The 20384-nt window shown below is 43.8% G+C and carries 28 protein-coding genes; 4 read left to right on the top strand and 24 right to left on the bottom strand.

Annotated elements, in window-relative coordinates; all coding sequences use genetic code 11:
* Positions 1-10 precede the first annotated feature (10 nt).
* The 4 genes from M0696_RS07030 (at position 11) to spoIISC (ending at position 2261) form a co-directional block, all read left to right on the top strand.
* On the top strand, positions 11-1012 hold the full coding sequence (locus M0696_RS07030) for an inorganic phosphate transporter (RefSeq protein ID WP_166853516.1): 1002 nt from the start codon (positions 11-13) through the stop codon (positions 1010-1012).
* Positions 1013-1121: 109 nt separating this feature from the next.
* Positions 1122-1868 (top strand): toxin-antitoxin-antitoxin system toxin SpoIISA, encoded by a 747-nt coding sequence (gene spoIISA, locus M0696_RS07025; RefSeq protein ID WP_248602643.1) that lies wholly within the window; start codon positions 1122-1124, stop codon positions 1866-1868.
* Entirely contained in the window at positions 1868-2038 is a 171-nt protein-coding gene (spoIISB, locus tag M0696_RS07020) for a three component toxin-antitoxin-antitoxin system antitoxin SpoIISB (protein ID WP_003239095.1), read from the top strand. The genes spoIISA and spoIISB overlap by 1 nt, the downstream gene beginning before the upstream one ends.
* Before the next feature lie 85 nt (positions 2039-2123).
* Complete coding sequence (spoIISC, locus tag M0696_RS07015; protein WP_248602642.1) at positions 2124-2261, top strand: three component toxin-antitoxin-antitoxin system antitoxin SpoIISC; 138 nt, start codon at positions 2124-2126, stop codon at positions 2259-2261.
* Between the two features lie 27 nt (positions 2262-2288).
* On the opposite strand, the gene M0696_RS07010 is transcribed toward spoIISC, so the two are convergent.
* From M0696_RS07010 to yqbG, 24 genes are all read right to left on the bottom strand, one after another.
* Entirely contained in the window at positions 2289-3182 is an 894-nt protein-coding gene (locus tag M0696_RS07010; protein ID WP_166853519.1) for an N-acetylmuramoyl-L-alanine amidase, read from the bottom strand.
* Positions 3183-3194: 12 nt separating this feature from the next.
* A complete protein-coding gene (locus tag M0696_RS07005; RefSeq protein WP_166853520.1) occupies positions 3195-3458 on the bottom strand; it encodes a phage holin in 264 nt (87 codons plus the stop codon).
* Between the two features lie 12 nt (positions 3459-3470).
* A complete protein-coding gene (locus M0696_RS07000; RefSeq protein ID WP_014113495.1) occupies positions 3471-3740 on the bottom strand; it encodes a hemolysin XhlA family protein in 270 nt (89 codons plus the stop codon).
* Between the two features lie 52 nt (positions 3741-3792).
* Positions 3793-4626 (bottom strand): phage-like element PBSX protein XepA, encoded by an 834-nt coding sequence (gene xepA, locus M0696_RS06995; protein WP_248602641.1) that lies wholly within the window; start codon positions 4624-4626, stop codon positions 3793-3795.
* A gap of 45 nt (positions 4627-4671) precedes the next feature.
* The gene (locus M0696_RS06990; RefSeq protein ID WP_248602640.1) at positions 4672-4836 is read right to left on the bottom strand and encodes an XkdX family protein; all 165 of its coding nucleotides are present in this window, start codon (positions 4834-4836) and stop codon (positions 4672-4674) included.
* Complete coding sequence (locus M0696_RS06985; protein ID WP_248602639.1) at positions 4833-5162, bottom strand: XkdW family protein; 330 nt, start codon at positions 5160-5162, stop codon at positions 4833-4835. Before M0696_RS06985 ends, M0696_RS06990 begins: the two co-directional genes overlap by 4 nt.
* A gap of 15 nt (positions 5163-5177) precedes the next feature.
* Positions 5178-7619 carry a pyocin knob domain-containing protein gene (locus M0696_RS21125; protein ID WP_428830221.1) on the bottom strand — a complete coding sequence of 814 codons (2442 nt, stop codon included), beginning with the start codon at positions 7617-7619 and terminating at the stop codon, positions 5178-5180.
* A gap of 2 nt (positions 7620-7621) precedes the next feature.
* The gene (locus M0696_RS06975) at positions 7622-7894 is read right to left on the bottom strand and encodes a hypothetical protein (protein ID WP_248602638.1); all 273 of its coding nucleotides are present in this window, start codon (positions 7892-7894) and stop codon (positions 7622-7624) included.
* Complete coding sequence (locus M0696_RS06970) at positions 7891-8469, bottom strand: YmfQ family protein (RefSeq protein ID WP_166853525.1); 579 nt, start codon at positions 8467-8469, stop codon at positions 7891-7893. The genes M0696_RS06975 and M0696_RS06970 overlap by 4 nt, the downstream gene beginning before the upstream one ends.
* Positions 8453-9499 (bottom strand): baseplate J/gp47 family protein, encoded by a 1047-nt coding sequence (locus tag M0696_RS06965; protein WP_248602637.1) that lies wholly within the window; start codon positions 9497-9499, stop codon positions 8453-8455. Before M0696_RS06965 ends, M0696_RS06970 begins: the two co-directional genes overlap by 17 nt.
* Complete coding sequence (locus M0696_RS06960) at positions 9492-9917, bottom strand: DUF2634 domain-containing protein (RefSeq protein ID WP_166853527.1); 426 nt, start codon at positions 9915-9917, stop codon at positions 9492-9494. The genes M0696_RS06965 and M0696_RS06960 overlap by 8 nt, the downstream gene beginning before the upstream one ends.
* A gap of 56 nt (positions 9918-9973) precedes the next feature.
* Complete coding sequence (locus M0696_RS06955; RefSeq protein WP_166853528.1) at positions 9974-10240, bottom strand: DUF2577 family protein; 267 nt, start codon at positions 10238-10240, stop codon at positions 9974-9976.
* On the bottom strand, positions 10237-11217 hold the full coding sequence (locus M0696_RS06950; RefSeq protein ID WP_248602636.1) for an XkdQ/YqbQ family protein: 981 nt from the start codon (positions 11215-11217) through the stop codon (positions 10237-10239). The genes M0696_RS06955 and M0696_RS06950 overlap by 4 nt, the downstream gene beginning before the upstream one ends.
* Positions 11218-11231: 14 nt before the next feature.
* A complete protein-coding gene (locus tag M0696_RS06945; protein ID WP_222142656.1) occupies positions 11232-11891 on the bottom strand; it encodes a LysM peptidoglycan-binding domain-containing protein in 660 nt (219 codons plus the stop codon).
* A complete protein-coding gene (locus tag M0696_RS06940) occupies positions 11884-15909 on the bottom strand; it encodes a transglycosylase SLT domain-containing protein (protein ID WP_222142938.1) in 4026 nt (1341 codons plus the stop codon). Before M0696_RS06940 ends, M0696_RS06945 begins: the two co-directional genes overlap by 8 nt.
* 1 nt (position 15910) lies before the next feature.
* Positions 15911-16060 (bottom strand): hypothetical protein, encoded by a 150-nt coding sequence (locus M0696_RS06935; protein ID WP_222142655.1) that lies wholly within the window; start codon positions 16058-16060, stop codon positions 15911-15913.
* Positions 16061-16089: 29 nt separating this feature from the next.
* Positions 16090-16536: a phage tail assembly chaperone gene (locus tag M0696_RS06930; protein WP_003232676.1), complete on the bottom strand. Its 447-nt coding sequence runs from the start codon at positions 16534-16536 to the stop codon at positions 16090-16092.
* A 91-nt stretch (positions 16537-16627) separates the two neighbouring features.
* Entirely contained in the window at positions 16628-17071 is a 444-nt protein-coding gene (locus M0696_RS06925) for a phage tail tube protein (protein ID WP_003239114.1), read from the bottom strand.
* Position 17072: 1 nt separating this feature from the next.
* Entirely contained in the window at positions 17073-18473 is a 1401-nt protein-coding gene (locus tag M0696_RS06920; protein ID WP_248602635.1) for a phage tail sheath family protein, read from the bottom strand.
* A complete protein-coding gene (locus M0696_RS06915) occupies positions 18470-18688 on the bottom strand; it encodes a YqzN/YkzM domain-containing protein (RefSeq protein WP_166853533.1) in 219 nt (72 codons plus the stop codon). The genes M0696_RS06920 and M0696_RS06915 overlap by 4 nt, the downstream gene beginning before the upstream one ends.
* A gap of 3 nt (positions 18689-18691) precedes the next feature.
* Positions 18692-19132, bottom strand: a complete 441-nt coding sequence (locus tag M0696_RS06910; RefSeq protein ID WP_248602634.1) for a phage tail terminator family protein — start codon at positions 19130-19132, stop codon at positions 18692-18694.
* Between the two features lie 12 nt (positions 19133-19144).
* On the bottom strand, positions 19145-19630 hold the full coding sequence (locus M0696_RS06905) for an HK97 gp10 family phage protein (RefSeq protein WP_248602633.1): 486 nt from the start codon (positions 19628-19630) through the stop codon (positions 19145-19147).
* Complete coding sequence (locus M0696_RS06900) at positions 19627-19983, bottom strand: YqbH/XkdH family protein (RefSeq protein WP_166853536.1); 357 nt, start codon at positions 19981-19983, stop codon at positions 19627-19629. The genes M0696_RS06905 and M0696_RS06900 overlap by 4 nt, the downstream gene beginning before the upstream one ends.
* Entirely contained in the window at positions 19980-20363 is a 384-nt protein-coding gene (gene yqbG / locus M0696_RS06895) for a protein YqbG (RefSeq protein ID WP_222142652.1), read from the bottom strand. The genes M0696_RS06900 and yqbG overlap by 4 nt, the downstream gene beginning before the upstream one ends.
* Positions 20364-20384: the final 21 nt, after the last annotated feature.

Below are 20384 nucleotides of genomic sequence, written 5' to 3'. Positions count from 1 at the left end.
AGGGGTAAAAATGGATATTCTATTCATATTAACGATACTAATAGTCATTTGTGCTCTGGCGTTTGATTTCATCAACGGGTTTCACGATACGGCGAACGCAATTGCAACTTCGGTATCGACAAAAGCGCTGAAACCGCGCCATGCTATTATAATGGCAGCTGTGATGAACTTTATCGGAGCAATGACATTTACAGGTGTTGCTAAAACCATTACGAAAGACATTGTAGACCCTTATACATTAGAAAATGGCTCTGTCGTAATTTTGGCTGCGTTAATCGCTGCGATTGCCTGGAACCTGATCACATGGTACTACGGCATCCCAAGCAGCTCATCCCATGCCATTATCGGAGCTATTGCCGGTGCCGCCATTGCGTCAGCCGGATTTGCTGCGTTAAATTATAAGGGATTCATTAAAATCATTGAAGCACTGATCTTTTCACCAATTATTGCCTTTGTCCTTGGGTTTATTCTTTACAGCATTGTCAAGCTGATTTTTAAAGACAGCAATTTGGCGAAAACGAACAAGCAATTCCGCAGAGTGCAGATTGTAACAGCTGCTCTGCAATCGTATACACATGGAACAAATGATGCGCAAAAAGCAATGGGAATTATCACAATGGCTCTCATCACAGCGAATTTACATACTTCTTCTAACGATATTCCAACCTGGGTGCAATTCGCCTGCGCGACAGCCATGGGTCTCGGAACATCAATCGGCGGCTGGAAAATCATCAAAACCGTTGGCGGAAAGATCATGAAAATTCGTCCGGTAAACGGTGTTTCTGCTGACTTAACCGGTGCAGCTATTATTTTCGGTGCTACATTTATTCATTTGCCGGTCAGTACAACCCACGTCATTTCTTCATCAATCCTTGGCGTCGGTGCGTCACACCGGGTAAAAGGCGTAAACTGGGGTACGGCCAAGCGAATGCTCATTACATGGGTCATCACGCTTCCGATTTCAGCGACACTTGGTGCCATCGCCTACTTTATTTTAAATATGATTTTTTAATGTTACACCGCTTCTGTCAAAGGAGCGGTTTTTTTGATGGAACAGGAAAACCAGCCGTACCTCGCGAATACAATAAGAAGAACCTATTTCAGATGTGAGGGATTGATGTATGCTTTTATTCTTTCAGATCATGGTCTGGTGCATCATGGCCGGATTGGGCTTATACGTGTATGCCACGTGGCGTTTCGAAGCGAAGGTCAAAGAAAAAATGTCCGCCATCCGGAAAACATGGTATTTGCTGTTTGTTCTGGGTGCTATGATATACTGGACATATGATTCCTCTTCCCTGTTTACTCACTGGGAACGGTATCTCATTGTCGCCGTCAGTTTCGCTTTAATTGATGCTTTCATCTTCTTAAGCGCATACGTCAAAAAACTGGCCGGCAGCGAACTGGAAACAGACACAAGAGAAATCCTCGAGGAAAATAACGAAATGCTCCACATGTATCTCAATCGGCTGAAAACATACCAATACCTATTGAAAAACGAACCGATCCACGTTTATTATGGAAGTATAGAAGCATATGCTGAAGGTATTGATAAACTGCTGAAAACCTATGCCGATAAAATGAGCTTAACCGCCTCCCTCTGTCACTATTCGACACAGGCTGATAAAGACCGGTTAACCGAGCATATGGACGATCCGGCAGACGTGCAAACTCGGCTTGATCGAAAGGATGTTTATTACGACCAATACGGAAAAGTGGTTCTCATCCCTTTTACCATCGAGACACAGAGTTACGTCATCAAGCTGACGTCTGACAGCATAGTCACGGAATTTGATTATTTGCTATTCACATCATTAACGAGCATATATGATTTGGTGCTGCCAATTGAGGAGGAAGGTGAAGGATAATGGAACGCGCATTTCAAAACGGATGCGAGCCCCGAGCGGCGAAGCCGTTTAAAATCCTGAAAAAACGTTCAACTACCAGTGTCGCAAGCTATCAAGTCAGTCCGCATACAGCAAGAATCTTCAAAGAAAACGAACGGCTGATTGACGAGTATAAACGAAAAAAAGCATGATCACACTAAAAGGACAAGAGAAAACAGCTCTTGTCCTTATTCCTTTTCTAATAAGGGGTACATATAATAAAACAAACAGAGGATATTGTCAGGTGATATAGTGAAAAAATTGGTGAGGCGTGTGAAGTTTGTTGATTACGGAAGGTTTGGTCTTTCCGTATATTCGCTCCGGGTGAGGGAGCGGAGTGCAGGGATTTTAAAAAAATTGAAGAAGAAAAAATAAATCCCGGAGTTTCTCCGGGATTTTTCGTCAGCTTAATTGCGCTGCGATTTTCGCTTTAGTCGCAGGCCCGTAAATACCGTCTGCGGGTAGACCGTTAACGGACTGAAAACGCGCAACTGCATCAGCTGTTTTCGGTCCGTAAATGCCGTCTATTCCATTGTTGACAGCGCCTTTATCAGGATAAAAATACAGAGCGGCCAATGCTCTTTGCACCTGAAAGACGTGTTCTCCTGAGGTGTAAGGAGTTGTCAGTTTGATAATGCCGTCGGGAAGCGGATAGAGTTCTGGTTCTTCAGCGTAAGATGGCGCACTTACAATTAATACTTGACCGACCTGAATGACATCCGGATCTTCGATATTGTTCCACTCTTGCAGTTGAGCAACAGTAACACCAAACGCTCTTGCTATGGATGTAAGCGTGTCACCTTGTTTCACAACGTAAGTTTGGCTGCCGCCTCCCCCAATTCCTGCTTTAAATATGTCCCACGTATCCAACAGTCTGCGCGGACATTCCTTCCCAGACCAATACTTATGAGGGACGACATTGGCGAGGCTGATATTGTGTTCAGCCATTAATGTTTTGATGAGCCACTGGGCATTTACTGTTGCTTGCGCAAAATCTCCATCTGCATTTTCACAAATTTCAATTCCGATAGAAGCCCGGTTGCCGCTGCCGTTCCCGTCTCCCGCATGCCAGCCGTTTTCATTTAAAGGCAGATGCTGATAAATTTCTGTATCATCAACTGTAAAATGCCAGCTTGTCGCCGTATCTGGATTTTTCAAATAACGGGCATGAGCCTCGGCATCCGCTCCTACTGCGGTATTCGCTGTATTGTGCACCGTAATGTAAAGCGGCGTCATTGCGTAGCCTGGACGATTATTTGCACCGACTGGAATAAAGTCTTGAATAATGTTTACCATTTACATCTCTCCTTATTTGGTCAGATTATTTTCCTTTAACAAGTCACGCTGTTTTTTCCCTTTTTCTGTTACATAGTTGTTTTTAAACCAAGCGGCAAATGTCGTTCCAATTGTGAAAATGACAGATCCGGCAGAATAAAGAGCGTCAGCAAGCTGATTGAGCTGTTCCTCCTGAATGTCCAATGGTGATTTGCCAAGCATCAGCATGGTCTGGTTGATTAATGCAACCAAAAGAAGCACCGTCCTGATGACCGTGCCTTTGTCGTACGTTTTCATAAAAATCCCCCTTTAATGCTGCAGCAGGTTGTACATAATGGCGATGGCCCCGCCAATGATCCCTGTGCATACTGCAGTTATGATGGCACCTGTGATGGTGCGTTTAATCCACGTTGTATTTTCATCAATTTTGTTTAATTTTTCGTTCAGCGTCATGATTTGCTGATCTTGCCGGTCAGACACGCGTTCTAATACGGAAACCCTCTGCTCCAGCGCTTTGTGTTCACCTTTCATGTCTGCTAAATCCTGCTGAACCACATTCACATCTATCTCTTGCTGCATCACTCACTCCTCCTTTACATGCGGATCACCTCCCTTCCGAGGGACGAAATGGTTATGAAACCGCGGTTCCTTTTATCGAAAGAGTCCCGCCGGTGATACTGGCGATCTCCATGATGATCTCCTTAAACCCTTTAATTTCAAAGGCCCACGACTCAGCTTTCCCTAATGTACCGGAGGCAGCGGACGCATCATCAGATTTCACGCCTCTAATCGGAAGTTTCTGTCCTGACAGCGATTTGCCCCAAAATTTGACTTCGCTCATTTCCGCTGTGCCGTCTACTTCAACGAGTAAATGCGCCGCACCGTCAACAGGTAAAGCAGCACCCTCGCCGGCGGACTCTGCATTTTCATGAAAGACAAAGTCAAACGTTTGGCTGGCTTTTACTTTCAGCCGTCCATCGCCTGTCTGAAGCTCCGAAAAGTCAATCTGGGCTTTTTCATTTACACGCACGTCCATTTCTCCTGCACCGACTGATTGGTATAATACAAACTCTGATTGCTGAAGATTTCCGTTCACATAACGGAAACGATAATAGCGTTTAGAAAGGTACACCCAGTCTGTCGCCGTCAGGACCCCCGCTGCGACATTAACTGCTGCTGTCGTTGTCCAAGCATTGTTATTATCGCTTTCTTCTATAAAGAGCGTACCTTCACGATCTGCATACGCCCATCCCTTCACTTTCGAAACCAGAACCGCGCCCAGCCTGTCTTGTCCGAGCTGACTGTATGCTTCAGTCGCTTTTAAGGCAGCGTTTGTTAAAATCTCCGCTACACCCGACAAATTCGAAACAGGTGTCACAAAATCATTTTTTCCTCCTCTATAGGGCTTTACAGCTCCTGCTTTTCCAGTCTTATCGAGAGGAAATTCATATTGATACTTCACCATCTTCCATCCTCCTTTTCATCTAAAAACAGGCAAAATAAAAAAGCCTTACATGGCTTTACCGGTAATTTCTTTATACTGGTCAGATGTAATCAGCTTTTTGTTCACACCCTCTGCCAGATCCTCAATTGAACAGTCTTTATATGCAATGGCCTGTTTCACCATATCCGCTGTCGCCCACTCATAATAGAGGGCAAGCACCCAATAATTCATTCAGCATAATCTCCTTTCAAAGAAAGTAATGAAAGCTTTATATCTGACAGCTCGCTCCCCAACGTTTTGTTCAGCTCTTCAAGCTGCTTGCGTGCCAGCTTTTCCTGCGACAATTCCTGAGCGAGTAGCTCCACCTGATCAGGCGGCTCATACGGTGGGTTTTTTTGCAGCTCCTCCCACCATGATTCGAGTTCTTTTTGAGTTGGGATTGGGGCGCGCAGGTTCCATTCAGCTATATAAGACCCTTCCCCGTCATTTTGAACAATAAAATCTTTAGTTGGGTCTGAATTGGGGTATTTATACATTATTGCTTCTGCGATCATCATTTTGCCTCCAATACTTTATACTGTAGGATAGTTAAGTCCTCCAAGTTCTTGAATGTCTATATAATTGTATAACTCGTTATAATCGGATACACCTCTTCTATCATCACCATGATAGTTGCAATAGCAGTAGATCTCTATATAGTCACCTTTGTTCATAGGAACGGTTACATTACCATTTAAGTCAAGGTTCATTTCATTTTCCTTATCATTAAAGTCCCCTCTCTTATGGTCAACCGGTTTATACAATGATCCATTTAGATAGAGTTTCAAATGAAAATTAATGTATGCCGGTGTATTTATCATATACAGCCCAACTCCTACTAAAAACATTCCATCATTAGGGGCAACGAATCTACTATTTTTTGTATCAAAAGCATTATGGCTATCTTTTATTTTGCGATTGAACTGAATTTTAGTATGGGCTGCTTTATCAAGATACTGAATACCTGTAGTTCGGATATACGCATGAGCGAATCCAGAAATTTTATGCCAAGCTGTCCAGCCAGATCCACTCCACCAGTGCCGTATCCATGTACCGGTACTATCAATGTAACTGCCAGATTCATTTCCAGTCCCATAAAAATATTGTGCAAATCTAAAATCACTGTATTTCTCATTTTTAACGAAGCCATAACGAAGCGGATAACCGGTATTATTTCCTTGACCAATATCTATTAAAGTTAAACCCTGAGGATACTCGTCCCCTCCAGTTCTTGCATCTTGAATTGCATTGGAGCCTGTTAGTTTAGTTAATTTTTGATTTGTATAATTTGTGTCAACATAGTTTTTTGCATCAGCTAAGGCTTTATCTGCTTTTGCTTGTGCTCCTTGTGAATATTCGATCTCCATCCATGGAGTCCACTCTTCTGAATCTTGCTTTTTATTTCTGATAAATTTTCTTCTATTGTCTGGAATTGAATCTGTATATCCCGAATAAGAAGTAAACTCTTGATAAGGATAAGTTTCAACATTATAGACAAGCAAATACCCATTTCTATTAATTGGAGCATTTAATTCCGTGGTCGTTGAATAAATATAATAAAACCCCGTTTTTGTTATATTATTCAAATCTTCAGTGTAGTATTTCCCCAACGTCCCATCATCTTGAGTCAATTTAAAAACCTGGCTGTTATTCCACTTAGTTTTATCATTCTGCGTAACATGAATTTCTATGTTATTTGCATGACTGTCCGTATAAAGCTTTGCTGTATTTAAAACAGATTCTAGTTCATCTGACGAAGGAATGGTAATAAACTCAGTCCAGCCTACAGTATCGTACCAATGGCGAATAAATATTTTCTTTTGGTCCGTGTTTCCGGCATAAAAGAAAAATTGAGCAAAACGGTATTTACTCGATTTTATATTCAGCACTTCACCGTATTCATAGGGATATCCTGTAGATCCCTGAAGAATTGAGACAGTAGTAATGCCAATTGGATAGTTGTTTCCAGAGTACGCTGCGTCTTGATATAGTGACTCATCAGCAATTTTATTGATATTATCACTTTTCAACTCATCTGATGTAACCAAACGTTTCCATCCTTTGAATTCGCCGTTAGTATGAACCATTCCGATCCACATGGTAACTTCAAAGCTTTGGTAAGCAACGATGGTTTTTCTGCCGCTCTCACCCTCTATCACATCGTAGTTATACCAAGCATTATCACCATCAACCGGATTGTTTACTACATTCTTTCCTACTCCATAATAAAAACCCGTTGATAATGATAGAATATCAGTCCCATCAGGAATCCAAGTTCTTCTGCCATTATCTTTCGTTAACTTTGTCAGTTGTGCCCCGTTCCATTTTGTACGTTCAGCATTTGTGATGTGAATATTGCTATTGGCAGTATGATTGTCCGTATAAGATTTAGCATTTTTTTCAGCTTGATCAGCCTTCCGTGTTGATCCACTTTCTGTCTCGAAACTGACCCACTCAGACCATACACCCCCGGTTAGAGTTTTTCTCCAGATGCCCCCATCGTTTGTCATAGCAACCGCTTCCCCTTCTATTTCTGAAGAGTACAGATAAATGCCTTTAGTAGGTTGCGGAGGTGTATTCAGGCCTGTTTTTGCTGTGTAAAAAGTAAATGATCTCTTTTGTTGAGCAGCTACCTCGTTAAAGTCTTGTCCATTGTCAATAGTGATAAAGACTGAACCATCATCTTTCGTAATCTTAGATAACTGACTGCCGTTCCATTTCTCCCGTTCTTTCTCTGTAACATGCCGCACCTGATCTTGCTCATGCTTGTCAAAATCCTTCTTAGCCGCCTGCTGCACATTATCAACATTCCCCAGCCCGATTTGCGCCTTTGTCGTGTTGTGGGGGTTGTTCATGTCGTTTTTGTGGGTAGCTAGGTCTGTGTGGGCGTCTTTTATTCCTTTTTCCCAGCGGTTGACGTCGTCTTCGTTGATCGGGTCGTCCGGGAGCCAGTTTGTTTTTTCTTCGTATGCCATGTTTACACCACCTCAAAAGTAAATCTGAAATCGAGTGTTCTGTTTTCACTGACGTCCAGGTCTGTTTTTCTTTCTGTAATGATGTTGCCCAGCTCGTCAAAAATTTGTACCGTTTCGATATGCTTGATGTCTTCCTCACGTTTTGTCAGAACGGTGACTGTCGCTCCGTCAATGGCGAGTTCCACTATTTCTGTTTCTTGGCCGTTGAGCAGCACGTGATGAATCCTGCTTTTCAGATCGGCAGCTGTGCGTTCTCTGTATATTTTTGAGATCAAGTTAAAACCACCTCATTGTTGTTAAGGGTGACAGAATAACCGACCTTCAGCTCACTGGCTGTTCGGTATCTGCGGTGATTCAGGATCACTCTATCTTTAATTTGAAGCGTCTCGTTCAATCCGCCTCTGAGCGTATACGCCAAATGAGCGGGCTTCATGTTTTCGATAGCTTCGATCAGCTCATTCATATGCTGAAGGTCATCAACATTAATATCCACGTTAAATCGGTATTCGCCGGGCAGCAGGCGGACCTGTGCAGACGGGTTTTTTAAGAAACGGTTTACCGCCTGCTCAATGGCCCTGTAGGTGATTGGCGGGATGTTCGACATTTTTGAAATGAGCCGTAATCGTCTGATCTCAACGGTGTCGCCTGACTCCCGCGGCACGTTTAAAATCTTTTCCCAGCGGCTGAGCCCCCATGTTGCTGTCGGCACGAATAGCTGATCCGTCAGATCAAATATGCTGTTATTCTGTTTATCAAACTCAGGCGCTTCCGCTTTGAGCAGCTCAGCCATTTCTTTAAGGCTGGTGAGAAACGGAGGGAGATACGCTGTCATGTCATCTTGTTTGCTCAATGATCTTCACCTGCCCAAGCTTAGGAATTTCCACATCGCTCAGCACCAAATTTTCGGAGGTGCCGTTGATTTTAATATTGGAATAATCACTGACTGACGGTGAATTATAGACGATATTGTTAATTTGAGAAAGGCGGATGACGTTGTCTTCGAATGCCATTTTCTTAAAGAGATTTAAAACGCCCTTCTCAATTTCTGACTTCACTTCATCAATAGAGTGATTAATCTCAGGCAGCACTTCGGCAGAAATCTCAACGTCCTTCCATACCGCGCTTTCCACTGTGACAACGGCTCCGATTGGCGCCTGTCCCTCCCCTTGTCCTGGTTCAGGATCGATATAATTTTTCACTTTTTGAATTAAGATATCGGAAGCGGGCTCAAGATTAGCATTCGTAACGACAATTTTGACCGTGCCGTCCCCGTTCCAAAGCGGGAAGATCTTTGCTTTTCCAACACCATCCACTTCTTCAGCCCACTCTTTATAGTGCATTTTGTTAGCGCTGACAGCCTCACGCCGAACCCTTGTAAAATACCGTTCTCTTAAGCTGTCGTCTCCTTCTTCCTCTCGTCCCGGGATGAGGATTTCTTTGACAATGGCTGTTTCTAATCCGGGAATGGTATCCAGTGACAGTAAATTACGTCCGGTCAGATTGGCGTTTCCTGCTTCACCAGGTGTTTCACAGATGAGCGTCCCATCTGCTGTATATTGAAAATAAAGATTATCCACATAGAAGCGGGAGCCAGCAGGAATGGTAACTCCAGACGTAAATTCTCCCGCTCTGACCGCCTTTGTCGCGGCTGTCCGTTCAATCCCCGCTTCCGCTGCACGCCGGTCTAAAAATTCGCCTTGCGCGGTATCAGAGAAGACTAGCTCAAGCACAGTATCAAGCCATATATATGACTTCGCAAGCTCAGCTGCCGCCGGGGCTAACGCATTATAAATGACGCTGCCTTCTCTTGTGTCAATATCTGCGGAGATGCTGTTCAGCATACGCTCCATAATCTCTTCAAAGGTCTGATCTTCAAACATCTTCGCCAATCACCTCCTCAATCTCAAGCGTCCCTTCATCTGTCTCAACCACAAAAGAAACATGAAACGCATCGCCTTGTTTTTCTATCTCAAAGTTTGTTACAGCAGATATCCGGTCGTCATAAACCAGCGCCTCTTCTATCAGCCTTGGAATCTCCATTTTTTTGTAGGCATCAGTCGTCTCATGATCTGTCAGCACGTCTTGAAGCTCATTCCCGACATTATGGCTGTATACGGAATACGCATAGCGCTCTGTTTGTAAGGCGATATACACGAACTGCCTGATCGCTTCAAGCCCGCTAATCAGTTCATTTGTAATTCTTCCGTTTTCAAAATCAATTTTGTATGTTATAGAGGTTTCAATGACTTCGCTGTCATCTTCTATATCCTCAAACTCCACTTCTGGTGTCAGGGCCATGATGCCCACTCCTTTTTACATGCTAAATAAAAACCCCTTCATGCGAAGCGGTTTGGCTATACTTTATCTAAAATAAAAAACGATTGTCCGCCAGTCAGAGCCGCGGTCATGATGCGATCCCCCGGCTCGAGTGGATCGTCTCCTCCGGACCGCAGCCGTTTTGGGATGATGATGGCATCAGCCGGTATGATCAGTTTGCTGTTTTCTTTTAATTTGATTTCAACAGGAGAAACGGAAACCACCTCAGCCGGCAGCAGCTCCACCGGAGACTCAGCGTCAACTGCGCCGACGGCCAAATGTTTAATAGCCTCACTCAATCTCATCCGGAAACTCCTTCCGGCATCGTATTCTTTTCGACAACATCAATCGTCATCGTATGTTTCGTTCCTTTAAACTCGTGCCGGTCCGTATCTACCCAGTAGGTTTTCTTGATCCCGGCCTCCGGAATAGAAATATAAACAGGCAAGCCACTCTGCACTTCTGGGATGCCCACTGCCTGAATATTTTTCAGTTCTTTTTTCACGCCCTTTTTTTCAGCAAGACGTACATCTGCCCGCTGCTGAAGCTGTGCCTGGTTGATGTCATCTGTGACCGTTTCCGTATATTGAAGCACGCCGTATTTATTTAAGCCTGAACTGTCCTTCGCAGACGCTTTATATGTCTTATTGTCTTTCTGCCGGCGAAGTACCACCCGAGTAGCAGTGTCGTTTATAGAAGTGCTGTATTGGTAGCCCGTGATATTGACGCCCGTTTCCAGCACCCATACCTCTGACGGATCTGGCCAAGCGCGCAGACCGAGCTTTCCTTTTTCCGAATACAGCTGATAATGTTTTCCTGTCTGGCTTTTCGTTTGTTTCAACGCTTTTAATATGATGTCATACAGGGTCGTATCATTTTTAATGACAAGGCTTTTGATCGTATGGCCTGTATTCGCAATCGAGGTTGTCGGTATTTGAAAATCATTGGCGATCCTTTTGATCATCTGATCAGCACGCTGATTGGAAAACACGTACACATCCTGATTTTTGACAAGGTACTGAAGCATATCGTATGCGCTGAAAGCAAGTGTATGCTCGTCCGGGGTTCTTGCAAAAACAATGCCCCGAAAAAGCTCTTTTCCCTTCCACTTAAACAAGACAGTATCTCCCTCAGTGACGCTGTAATACGTCTGGTCGCCCTGTTTGATGACGATGGTCGCTTCAATAGAGCGCGGCGCCTGATAACGATGTCCTTCCAGCGATACGCTTTCTGCGACCAGTTCAAGCCACTCTGTGTCTTTAATGACGAACAGTTCAATCATCAACATCACCTGTTTCATTGCGGTATCTTTAATTTTTGGCCGGGAAAAATCCAATGCCCCGGCTGTCTGATATTTCGTTTGCTTCTTTTGATCATTGCTGTTTTATTGGCGTTCCAAATTTTGCGCCATTGCGTGCTGTTCCCGTAAAACCTGCCGGCAATGTCCCACAGCGTGTCTCCCTTTTTCACTGTATAGGTTTTAGGAGATGCCTTCGACGGGCGTTTTGCCTTTGTTTTTTTCTTCTGCTTGATTTTTCGCGGGGAAGCGGTTTTGTATTCTTTTAATTGAATATCAAACGAACGATCGCCGATATCCTGCTGGCCTTCGCTATAGGAAAACCCTTCAATGCTGCAAGTCAGATTCACTTTAGTTCCCGTAATCAAAAACTGGACCGGTTTTTTTGCCTTCATCCATTTTTCAATTTTTGTTATCGCATTTTCCGGCGACGGGAAATTTTGATATTCAGCTATCGGACTGTATTTCTTCGGAAAAAACGAAGAGAACGAAATTTCTTTCGCTCCTTGTTCGTCAATAAATGTAAGCTCACCGAACTTGGCTACTTTAACCGTCTCATTCTGAACCGTATTTGAAATATTCAGCTGGTCGGGAAGAACGGGGAGCCGCAGCTTGTCCTTCCCTTGGGAAATCCAAAATTCATATACGGATTTAGTCAAATGCAACGACTCCCTTCGTTCCTATATTGATATCCTTTTGCAGTTCGTCTATAAGCGCCTGCTTGATTTTTGCCGCCAGGGTTTCGGCGTCTTGTCCATTATGGAAGTGCTGGTCACCGTTAAATTGAATATAAATCTCTTTTGATCCGGAAACCGCTGCCGTTGGCCGGCTAGCTGAGGTAACGGCTGAAACTTTTCCTGAGGAAAGCTCAGTCTGCTGGGATTGAGACGGATCTGTCACTTCCATACCAAGAGCCTGTGCCGCTCTCTGAAGGAGGTAGCGGCCGCGTATGCCCCGCTCCTCCGGAATGATCCATTCCCGCTTGTTTCCTTCACCGACACGGGCAATGTGTTCTTTTGTAATCAGTCCGCCGTTTGCATATCCAACATACGGTCCGCCACGCCTCAAGCTTTTAATACCAGGCACATTGTCAATTGAGCCGTATCTGCTTTTAATGTAGCCGATCGCGGCAGCAGCGTTGTGAATCGGATTTCTGATGTTACCCATGCCCGGCGCTTTGTGTGCATTAAATGTGGTCGGTACTGTCTGCATGAGCCCTTGGGATGGATTGCCTGCCTTCGCGTTACTATCCCACAGGTTAATAGAGTTAGGGTTGCCTCCTGATTCAAACTTTGCAATTGTCATCAATCCTGGAAGCCAGCTTAATGGTGTTTTTGTGGCCATCATTGCAGCCATAAGCCACTGTTTCACATTTCCGCCTACTGCACCCATTTCGGAATAAGCAGCTGCCAGTGATCCAGCTTGTTTTTCAGCATATTTTTTGACGTCGACAGAATCCAGACCTTTTACAACACCAACAGAGGCAAAACGCCCCAAACTCATCATGACACGAGAAGGTGAATGGATATCTAACTCTTCACGAAAAGCTTTCTCGACTTTTTTTGCCAGTTCCTTGGCTGCCTCATGGACCTCACTGCCCTTTGAAGTCATGCCTGAAACAAAATTCCCGATCATTCCGGTTCCCCAGCCGTTTGATGATTCTTTAGACCGCAAAAACGGCTTATTGACATGAGTATTTACGTACTGATCAGTACCGGTCTGGGAACTATTTTGTCCGGAAGCAAACCCTTTGATTGTACCTGTTCCCCATGAAGTGGATTTATTCACGGTGTTCTGGAATGGTGTTTTAACTTTCGTCTGTAGGAAGCCATCTGTGCCGGTTGCTGTACCATTTTGGCCCTTGGCATACCCGCTTACTATTTGTTTACCGTAATTAGGTGAAGCAGAAATCATTTGTGTAAATGGAGTATTGATGTTTTTCTTTTTCCAGTCCTCCATTTTGACCGGCTGATTGCTGATGCCTTTACCAAAGCCTTCTGAAAATTGCTGTCCGAGTGCAGACGCTTGGCCTGTAAGATTTGCAGTGTCCATTGATGGAGAGGCTGATCCTGATAACGGGCTAGCAGTTGCTCCTCTTGAAACAGTTACCGGACTTTCAGTTGAAGACGAAGCGGCTCCCATGTCGTCTACGACTTGCATACCGAGCTTAGACGCCGCTTGTGAAAGAAGCATCTTCCCCCGGCCTCGGTTGTTATCAACCGGGATAACGAATTCCTTACCTGCTTCACCGATCCAAGAGATGGTTGGTTTGGTGATGTAGCCGCCTGTGGCATTCTGGCTCAGTGATCGTTGAAGAACAGTCATATTTGTTGGAGATTGAGAAAAAATGTTATTAGTAGTTGTTTTAGAACTAGTTTTCTCTTTCGAACTCTTTTTACTTGTTTTTTTCTCGAGATGAGTAATTTCCTGTCCTCTGTTCGTTACTTTTGTAACAAAACCTCCGACTGCATCTTTAACATATCCTATACCTGAACTAGCAGCATCTTTTAAATCAATTACCCATTGAAATTTTTCAGCAATTTTCTCTGCTACTTTAACCAATGGGTCTTTCACATGTTTATTAAACCAAGTTTCAATTCCATCCCATGCACCCTCAAAAAATTTCCTTGCATCATCAAATTTTTCTTTTATTGAAGTTTTAATATCTTCTACTTTTGTGACAATCGGGTTCCATACATTATCATAAAACCAAGTCGATACGCTGGACCAAATATCGGATATAGTAGTCCATGCATCATTGATTTTTTTCCAAATCCATGTTGCCGCAGTTGTTACTGCTTCACTCACGGGGTTCCACACATTATCCATGAACCACGTTGAAACAGTTGACCATATGCCTGAAATAACTGTCCAAGCGTTACACAATCCAGTCCATATCGTTGTAGCAACTTTAGTAACCGCTCCGCTTATTGGATCCCACACGTTATCCTTAAACCACGGGTAGACAATGTTCCATACTGCCAATATGCCATCCCATGCATAAGCAAACAAACCTACTATAAAATTAATCACGGGTACAGCTACATTATAAATAGGCGTAAACACATACTGGTCAAACCAAGTCGAAACTTTACTCCATGTATCTTCAATCCAAGTAATTGCCCCATTGCAAGTATCAGAAATAGAATTCCATTTTCCACTCCACCACTCTTTGTTAAATAGTGAATTGCTTATGTTCTCCTTCAAATTAGAAGTATCAAACATCTTACCAATGTTCTTACCTGCTTCTTCTCCGCCTATTCCGCCTACTAAACCACCGCCTATTCCGCCGATAGCACCTCCGATTACTGTACCTTCCGGACCTACGAAGGAGCCAATCGCAGCACCTGCTTCTGCTCCGGCAGTTGCACCTGCTTCTGCTCCGGCAATGCGTCCTCCGATTGAACCAACCTTTTCGCCAGCATTATCTTTATTGATTCCGGCTAGATCAAACATGGCTAATGCAGATCCTACGTATGGAACAGCCTTTCCCATTCCTCTGAACGCTTTTCCTAGTTTGGATGAATCTTTCCCTAGTGATTTTAAGCCACCGAACCAGTTCTTTAACTTCGAACCTGAAGTCCGTGGTGCACTTTCACCAGATGTGCCGCTCTGGCGTCTTCTGATCACCTCTCCAGGAACCTTGAGTGTTCTGTTTGGAGCCTTTGTCGGGCTTTTCTTTTTTCTATACGTTTTTTTATTTTTAGTGCCCGGACTGATACTTCCGCCTTCACAGCATCTACAGCAGCAATTTCCTCCTGTATTACGGTTTAGGACTTTATTATCTGTTTCAGAATTTCCTCCAGAGTCGTCCTTTTTTTGGTGGCCTAGAATTTTATCAATGATCTTATCAAACACATCATTTTTCAACTTTTCTATCAATCTCTCTTTGAAACGATCTAAAAAAGCTTTGCCTATTTCATTGAGTGTATCCTTAATCCAAGGCCAAGCTGATTTTGACCACCAATCCTTCAGCCATCCTTTTATTTTGCTAACCCAGCCAGGTTTTTGATCAGAACTCCTACCAGAGTCTTTATCCAAGGGTGTTCCTGATTCTTTCTTAGATTTCTCTTTGTTAATCGGGCTTTCTTTTTTATTGATTTTGTCTGATACTTTTGTCTTAACAACGACCTTGACATAATATGTTTTTTCAAATTTCCTCAAAAGTGCTGTTAATCGATTAACTGTTTTAGTGATTTCATCAATGACTTTTAATTTGACTGTATATCCGTTTTTCAAATTTTTCTTGATATAACCAATAATCTTTTTAACAGTTGAAGTAACCTTGTCATCCGGAACCAAAAGGAATGATAGCTTTTGATTAGATAGCATCTTCTTTATTTTTTTATATGCAGTTGCTGTCCGGTCTACCAAAGATACGGTGAGCTTCGTTTCTTTAGGCAGCCGTTTTAGTTTTTGTTCAATCACTTCTAACTTTGAAGTAACTCGGTCATCAAGTACCACTTTGATTTCAAGTGATTTCGCGAATTTCAAAATGATGTAGTCATTTATTTTTCTCAGCCGGTAAAATGCCTGATCTTCTGCTCTGATGCTGATTTTGATTTGTCGATTGATGGTCTTGACTTTTTTTTCGACCTCTTGGAATCCTTTATGTATCCGTTTTAGTTTTTTAGATACCTTGTCTTCGAGATCAAAACGGGCTGTTAATTTTGCGATATTAATTCCCTCCTCTCCTTGATTCTTTTTCTAATAGATCTAGCTTATATCCTATCAACCCGTATAAAAGAGCTTTATAGTGTTTGGGTGCTTCATATAATTCAAGAAGCTGGGATGGCGAATAATGAAGCTCATGCATTGCATAATACAAATACACAGCTTCCTTTTCGCCATCCTTTACTAGTTTTTTGCTTCTTCTTCTAGATCTTCAAGATCATCCTCAAAACCATTGATTTCAATTGCTTTATTCAGCCAGTTTGCATACTCTCCCCCAACAGATAGTACACGTTTGGCGACTTCTACAGGATCCGCTGTTTTGTATGCTTCCCTTAAATCTTTTGAACGAAAATCAGGATAAATAGTGGATTCGATGGCTATTCTCGCGTAAAAGCGCTGGGAGTCTAAATCTTTGACACGACCGCGGCCTTTCACATTTTTAAATGTGGTATTTTCTTTCTCCAATTCATCAATTCGTTCAGTTGTAATTGGTTTTAAAATAAACGGAATGACATTCCCTTTTTTATCAACAAAACGCTTTGAGATCGGCACTTTGATTTCCTCAGCTTCAATTGTTTTTCCCGGCATAAAAAAGGAAAGATCATATACGTTTTCGTTCTTCTCGCTCATGTAAAAAACTCCCTTATCTTTTAATTGGTTTCATCATGTGAAAAACAGACCTTTCTAAGAAAGGTCTGCGGTATGGCTGGTTCAGCTTTGATTAAAACGTGTCAGAAAGCTTTTCAGGCACGTCGAAGTCTTCGAAAGTAAATGGAACTTCTTCCTCTAACGCTTCTGAATCGACATCAAGGCTTGCGATTTTAGCAGAGTCAAAGTTGACGTCGTACAGGGTGACTCGCTCTGTGCCTCGTCCGGAGGATTGGTCATCCAGGACAGCTTGGAGTGTGAAGTAAGGGTCGCTGCCTTTTTTGACATAGTCCATCATCAGGATCACAAATTTTGATGTGACTTTATAGAACGTTGCTGTTCCTGTCCCGTTTGCCCCTGTTGTTTTATGGCCTGTCATGCGGCGGCCCATAATGTTTACTTCAGACTTGTTTTTCTCGACGTTTGCTTCAAATGTTTTGATGTGCGCCATTTCCTCGCCATCGAGAAATAAGCGGCCTTCTTTTCCTGAGATTGTGTTTTGTGCTTTTAATGCCATATTAGTTTACCTCCACATTAAAGTAGAATTTTTCTGCTGCGTCGATAGGCTGTACAGCCAGATCAATCAAGAAGCCGTCACGGTCCTCATTCATTGAAATTGTGATATCTTCATCAGAATCAAAGCCAGTGATGCCGCCAGCATCCTGAAGAGTTGTCATGTATTGCGTAATCATCGTTTTTACATATTGAAGTCCGTCTTCAGACGCCGGAATATCGCTTCCGCTGCCTTTTCTTGATTTAATTAAGGCTTTCAGTTCTCGTGTTAAATCATTATTCACAGCGTCCAGAACACGGACAATTTTGTTTTTCGCAAATTTTTTGTTTTTCTCAGCTGTGAACGTAACGAGTGAGTTAATGTCCTTTTCTACGCTGACGGATTTATCGCGGGCGTCGAATGTGAATAAAAATTCGCCTTTGCCCAGACGTTCAACAATCGTATCGTGGTCAAGGCGGTGTAACACATCAACGGCGCCTTCGTACTCTACAAATGTAAGTGATTGGTTAAAGGTTGCTCCTGCGCTCGCTCCAGCTACCCAAGCCGTTGCTTTGTCCGGCGTAACTTCCGTGCCATCTTCCAACAGCACACCTTCTGTTACGTTGATAATGCCTTCATAGTCACCGGCATAATTGGCTGTGACCCCTTGCACTTTTTGTCCTTGGCCATCGCGAAGGCGCTTAATGAAAGCAGCAAATGTCGCCTTCAGCTGATCACCTTCCGCAACAGGGAGTACAATCACATCAAAGCTCTCCGTTTCAGCCGCGGCTAAGAAATCTGTATAGTCGGAGTTGACAGGAGCTTTATCCGTACCGCCTGATAAACGGATTCCTGCAGATGCATTCAGTGTCTCAGCTGAAGTGTCTCCTTCTGATCCAGTGAGCGGAATCGTCGAAGAAAGATCGCCTGTTCCAGTAAAGGTGACATAGCCGTTCGCTGTTAATTCTTCAGCCTTTTTGACAGTCTGTTTATCAACCTCTGATTCATCCATATATGTTGTTACATCAAAAGAAGCAGCATCCAGCACATTTGGGTTAATGCGGATGATAATGTCATTTCCTTTTGTTCCGCCATATACCGCAGTTGCTTTGACGCCTTCAGCAATATCAGCAGACGCTCGGACACCTTCGGTTAGACGGTACATCAATACCGTTTTCGCATTTTTCTTTGCTTCGCGCAATAGCAATAAAGATGGATCATCAATGCTGAGGCCCACTTTTTTGTTTAGATCCTCAACACTGGAAATGGAGACGAACGTTTTCGCTTTGCCCCAGCTTGATGCGACCGGAAGTGCGACTGTCCCCCGTTCACCAAGTGACACCCGCTCCTGCGCTGTCGTTTTAAAGTTAAAATAAATGCCTGCACGTTCTTTTTCTTTGCCTGTTGTAAATGTTCCGCCATTCATGATGACATGACCTCCTTGGTTAGAAATGTTTGAATCAATTGATTGGCTTCTGATTTCGTCATACGTGTTTTGTCCACGCCAAATAAAGCCCCCTGAAGGATATCCGGCTTAACTCCGAACAGCTCCTTCGCGTGCTTAATTAAATCCGCTGTATCAAAAAGAGCTTCCCGGCTCTCTGTATGTACAGCTTTTTTCTGTTGTTTGTCCTTTGCCACCGCTTATTTCACCCCGCTGTTCATGTCGATATCCTGTAAGACAGGCTGTTCTGTTTTGTGATAATAATATCGGCTGCTCCACCTGATCACCATGACTGCCTCGCCCCTGTCTCCTACCCTTGTCTCAATTCGGGTGATGCGAACCGTATCCCCCGTCTTCTCACCGGATTCACTGAGCAGCGGAACCATATTTCTCGCTTCTCTGATGGCATCCGCGAGCCTGTCCGCTTCATCCAGCGCCTGAACGGAGTCATGATGAAACAGCTTCACATTGAGACTGTATGTTTTTTTAAACGTGGAGACCGTATCTGTTTCCTCGAAAACAGTTGGCGATGAGACGTATAACGACGGCACCTGAAAGTGATCAGGAAGTTCGCGTTCATAAATGGGAACAGACCACTGGCTGTACAAAAATGCCATGATCGATCCTGTTTCACTGTTCATCCTGCTCCTCCTTTACAGCTTCTTCAGCCACTGGCGCAATTTGCTTTCCAGCGATTTTTCAAACAGCTGTTCATATAAAAGCAGCGCTTGATCCCAGTAGCTCGTGCCCGGGATCCATTTTCTCTTGAGCGCCATTCCCGTGGAAGCCGCAGGATCATAAATAAACCGCGAGCCTTGGAAATGCCCCGGCACCCATCTCACATCTTGTTTTGACGTCCAATGGCCGTCATTAAGAAATGAGGCGTAAACAAGCTGTGTACCCACCTCAAGCGAAAGCCCGCCGCTTTGCACAATCCAGAGATTGTCCTCTGCGCCTTTCTTAAACGAGCTGAGCAGTTTTTCTGTATCAATCGTTTGTGTGCTGATGAGTTCAGATTGGACGATCTCCAGAAAATCTTGCCCGCACTCCTCAAGCCATCGGGACGCCTGACGTGAAAAGCCGCCTGATGCCGCTTTTTTTAATGACGTGTTTAGCTGTTTCAGTCCCGTTATTTTCACAGGCTTTCATCCCTGACGGCGATGACTTCCCAATGATGATGTCTGATCCTTTTCGGCAGCTTTAGTATATATTTATGATTCTCCCAAATGATTTTATCGTTCACACGGATATCCGCTGACAACGGAAAATGGACGAGAAAGCTGTGATATACAGTTTGATCCGGCTCCTCTTGGATCAGCTGCTGCGTTTTTTCAGTAAAATAGCAAGGGACATCTAGTTCATCGGGTGTGTCCGGATATGAAATGACCCGCTGCAGCTTGTCTGCAGGAATCCCGAATCGGCCTGCAGACGGCGCTTGCGCCGCTTCATGATAAATGTCGCAACGATGAATGAGCATCTGCTGATAGCTCATAAAGACCTCACCTTCAGCCTGGAGGACTCAGGGACATAGCCCGGTGTGATAAACTCTTCGAGCAGATGATACACCTCTGGCCGCTGAATACCGCCTTCTTTGGAAATTGTGTAGGAATAATCCCCCATTTTTTCAGACTGATAGCTTGATGAGGCTGATTCATCGCTGTTTACAAGCGCAAAATACTGGGCAAGCTTCAGCAAAGCCAATTTCGCCTTGTCGGGCAGCGGGTTATAAATGCTGTCTTCAAAGCGGTGGCCCGTGATGAGGGCCGCTTCCGCCTCCGCCTCGATGATATCCTGCGCCAGCAATTCTTCCGGCCTGTTTTTCACCCGATCATAGATCGAATAGGAGGCTACGTCAGATGGTTCAATGAGCATGAGCTGACCACCCCGTTTCTA

It is taken from the genome of Bacillus rugosus (genome assembly GCF_023238245.1).
Lineage (GTDB): Bacteria > Bacillota > Bacilli > Bacillales > Bacillaceae > Bacillus > Bacillus rugosus.
Note: the sequence above shows the minus strand (reverse complement) of the source record. Positions and strands in the feature narration are given on the sequence as shown.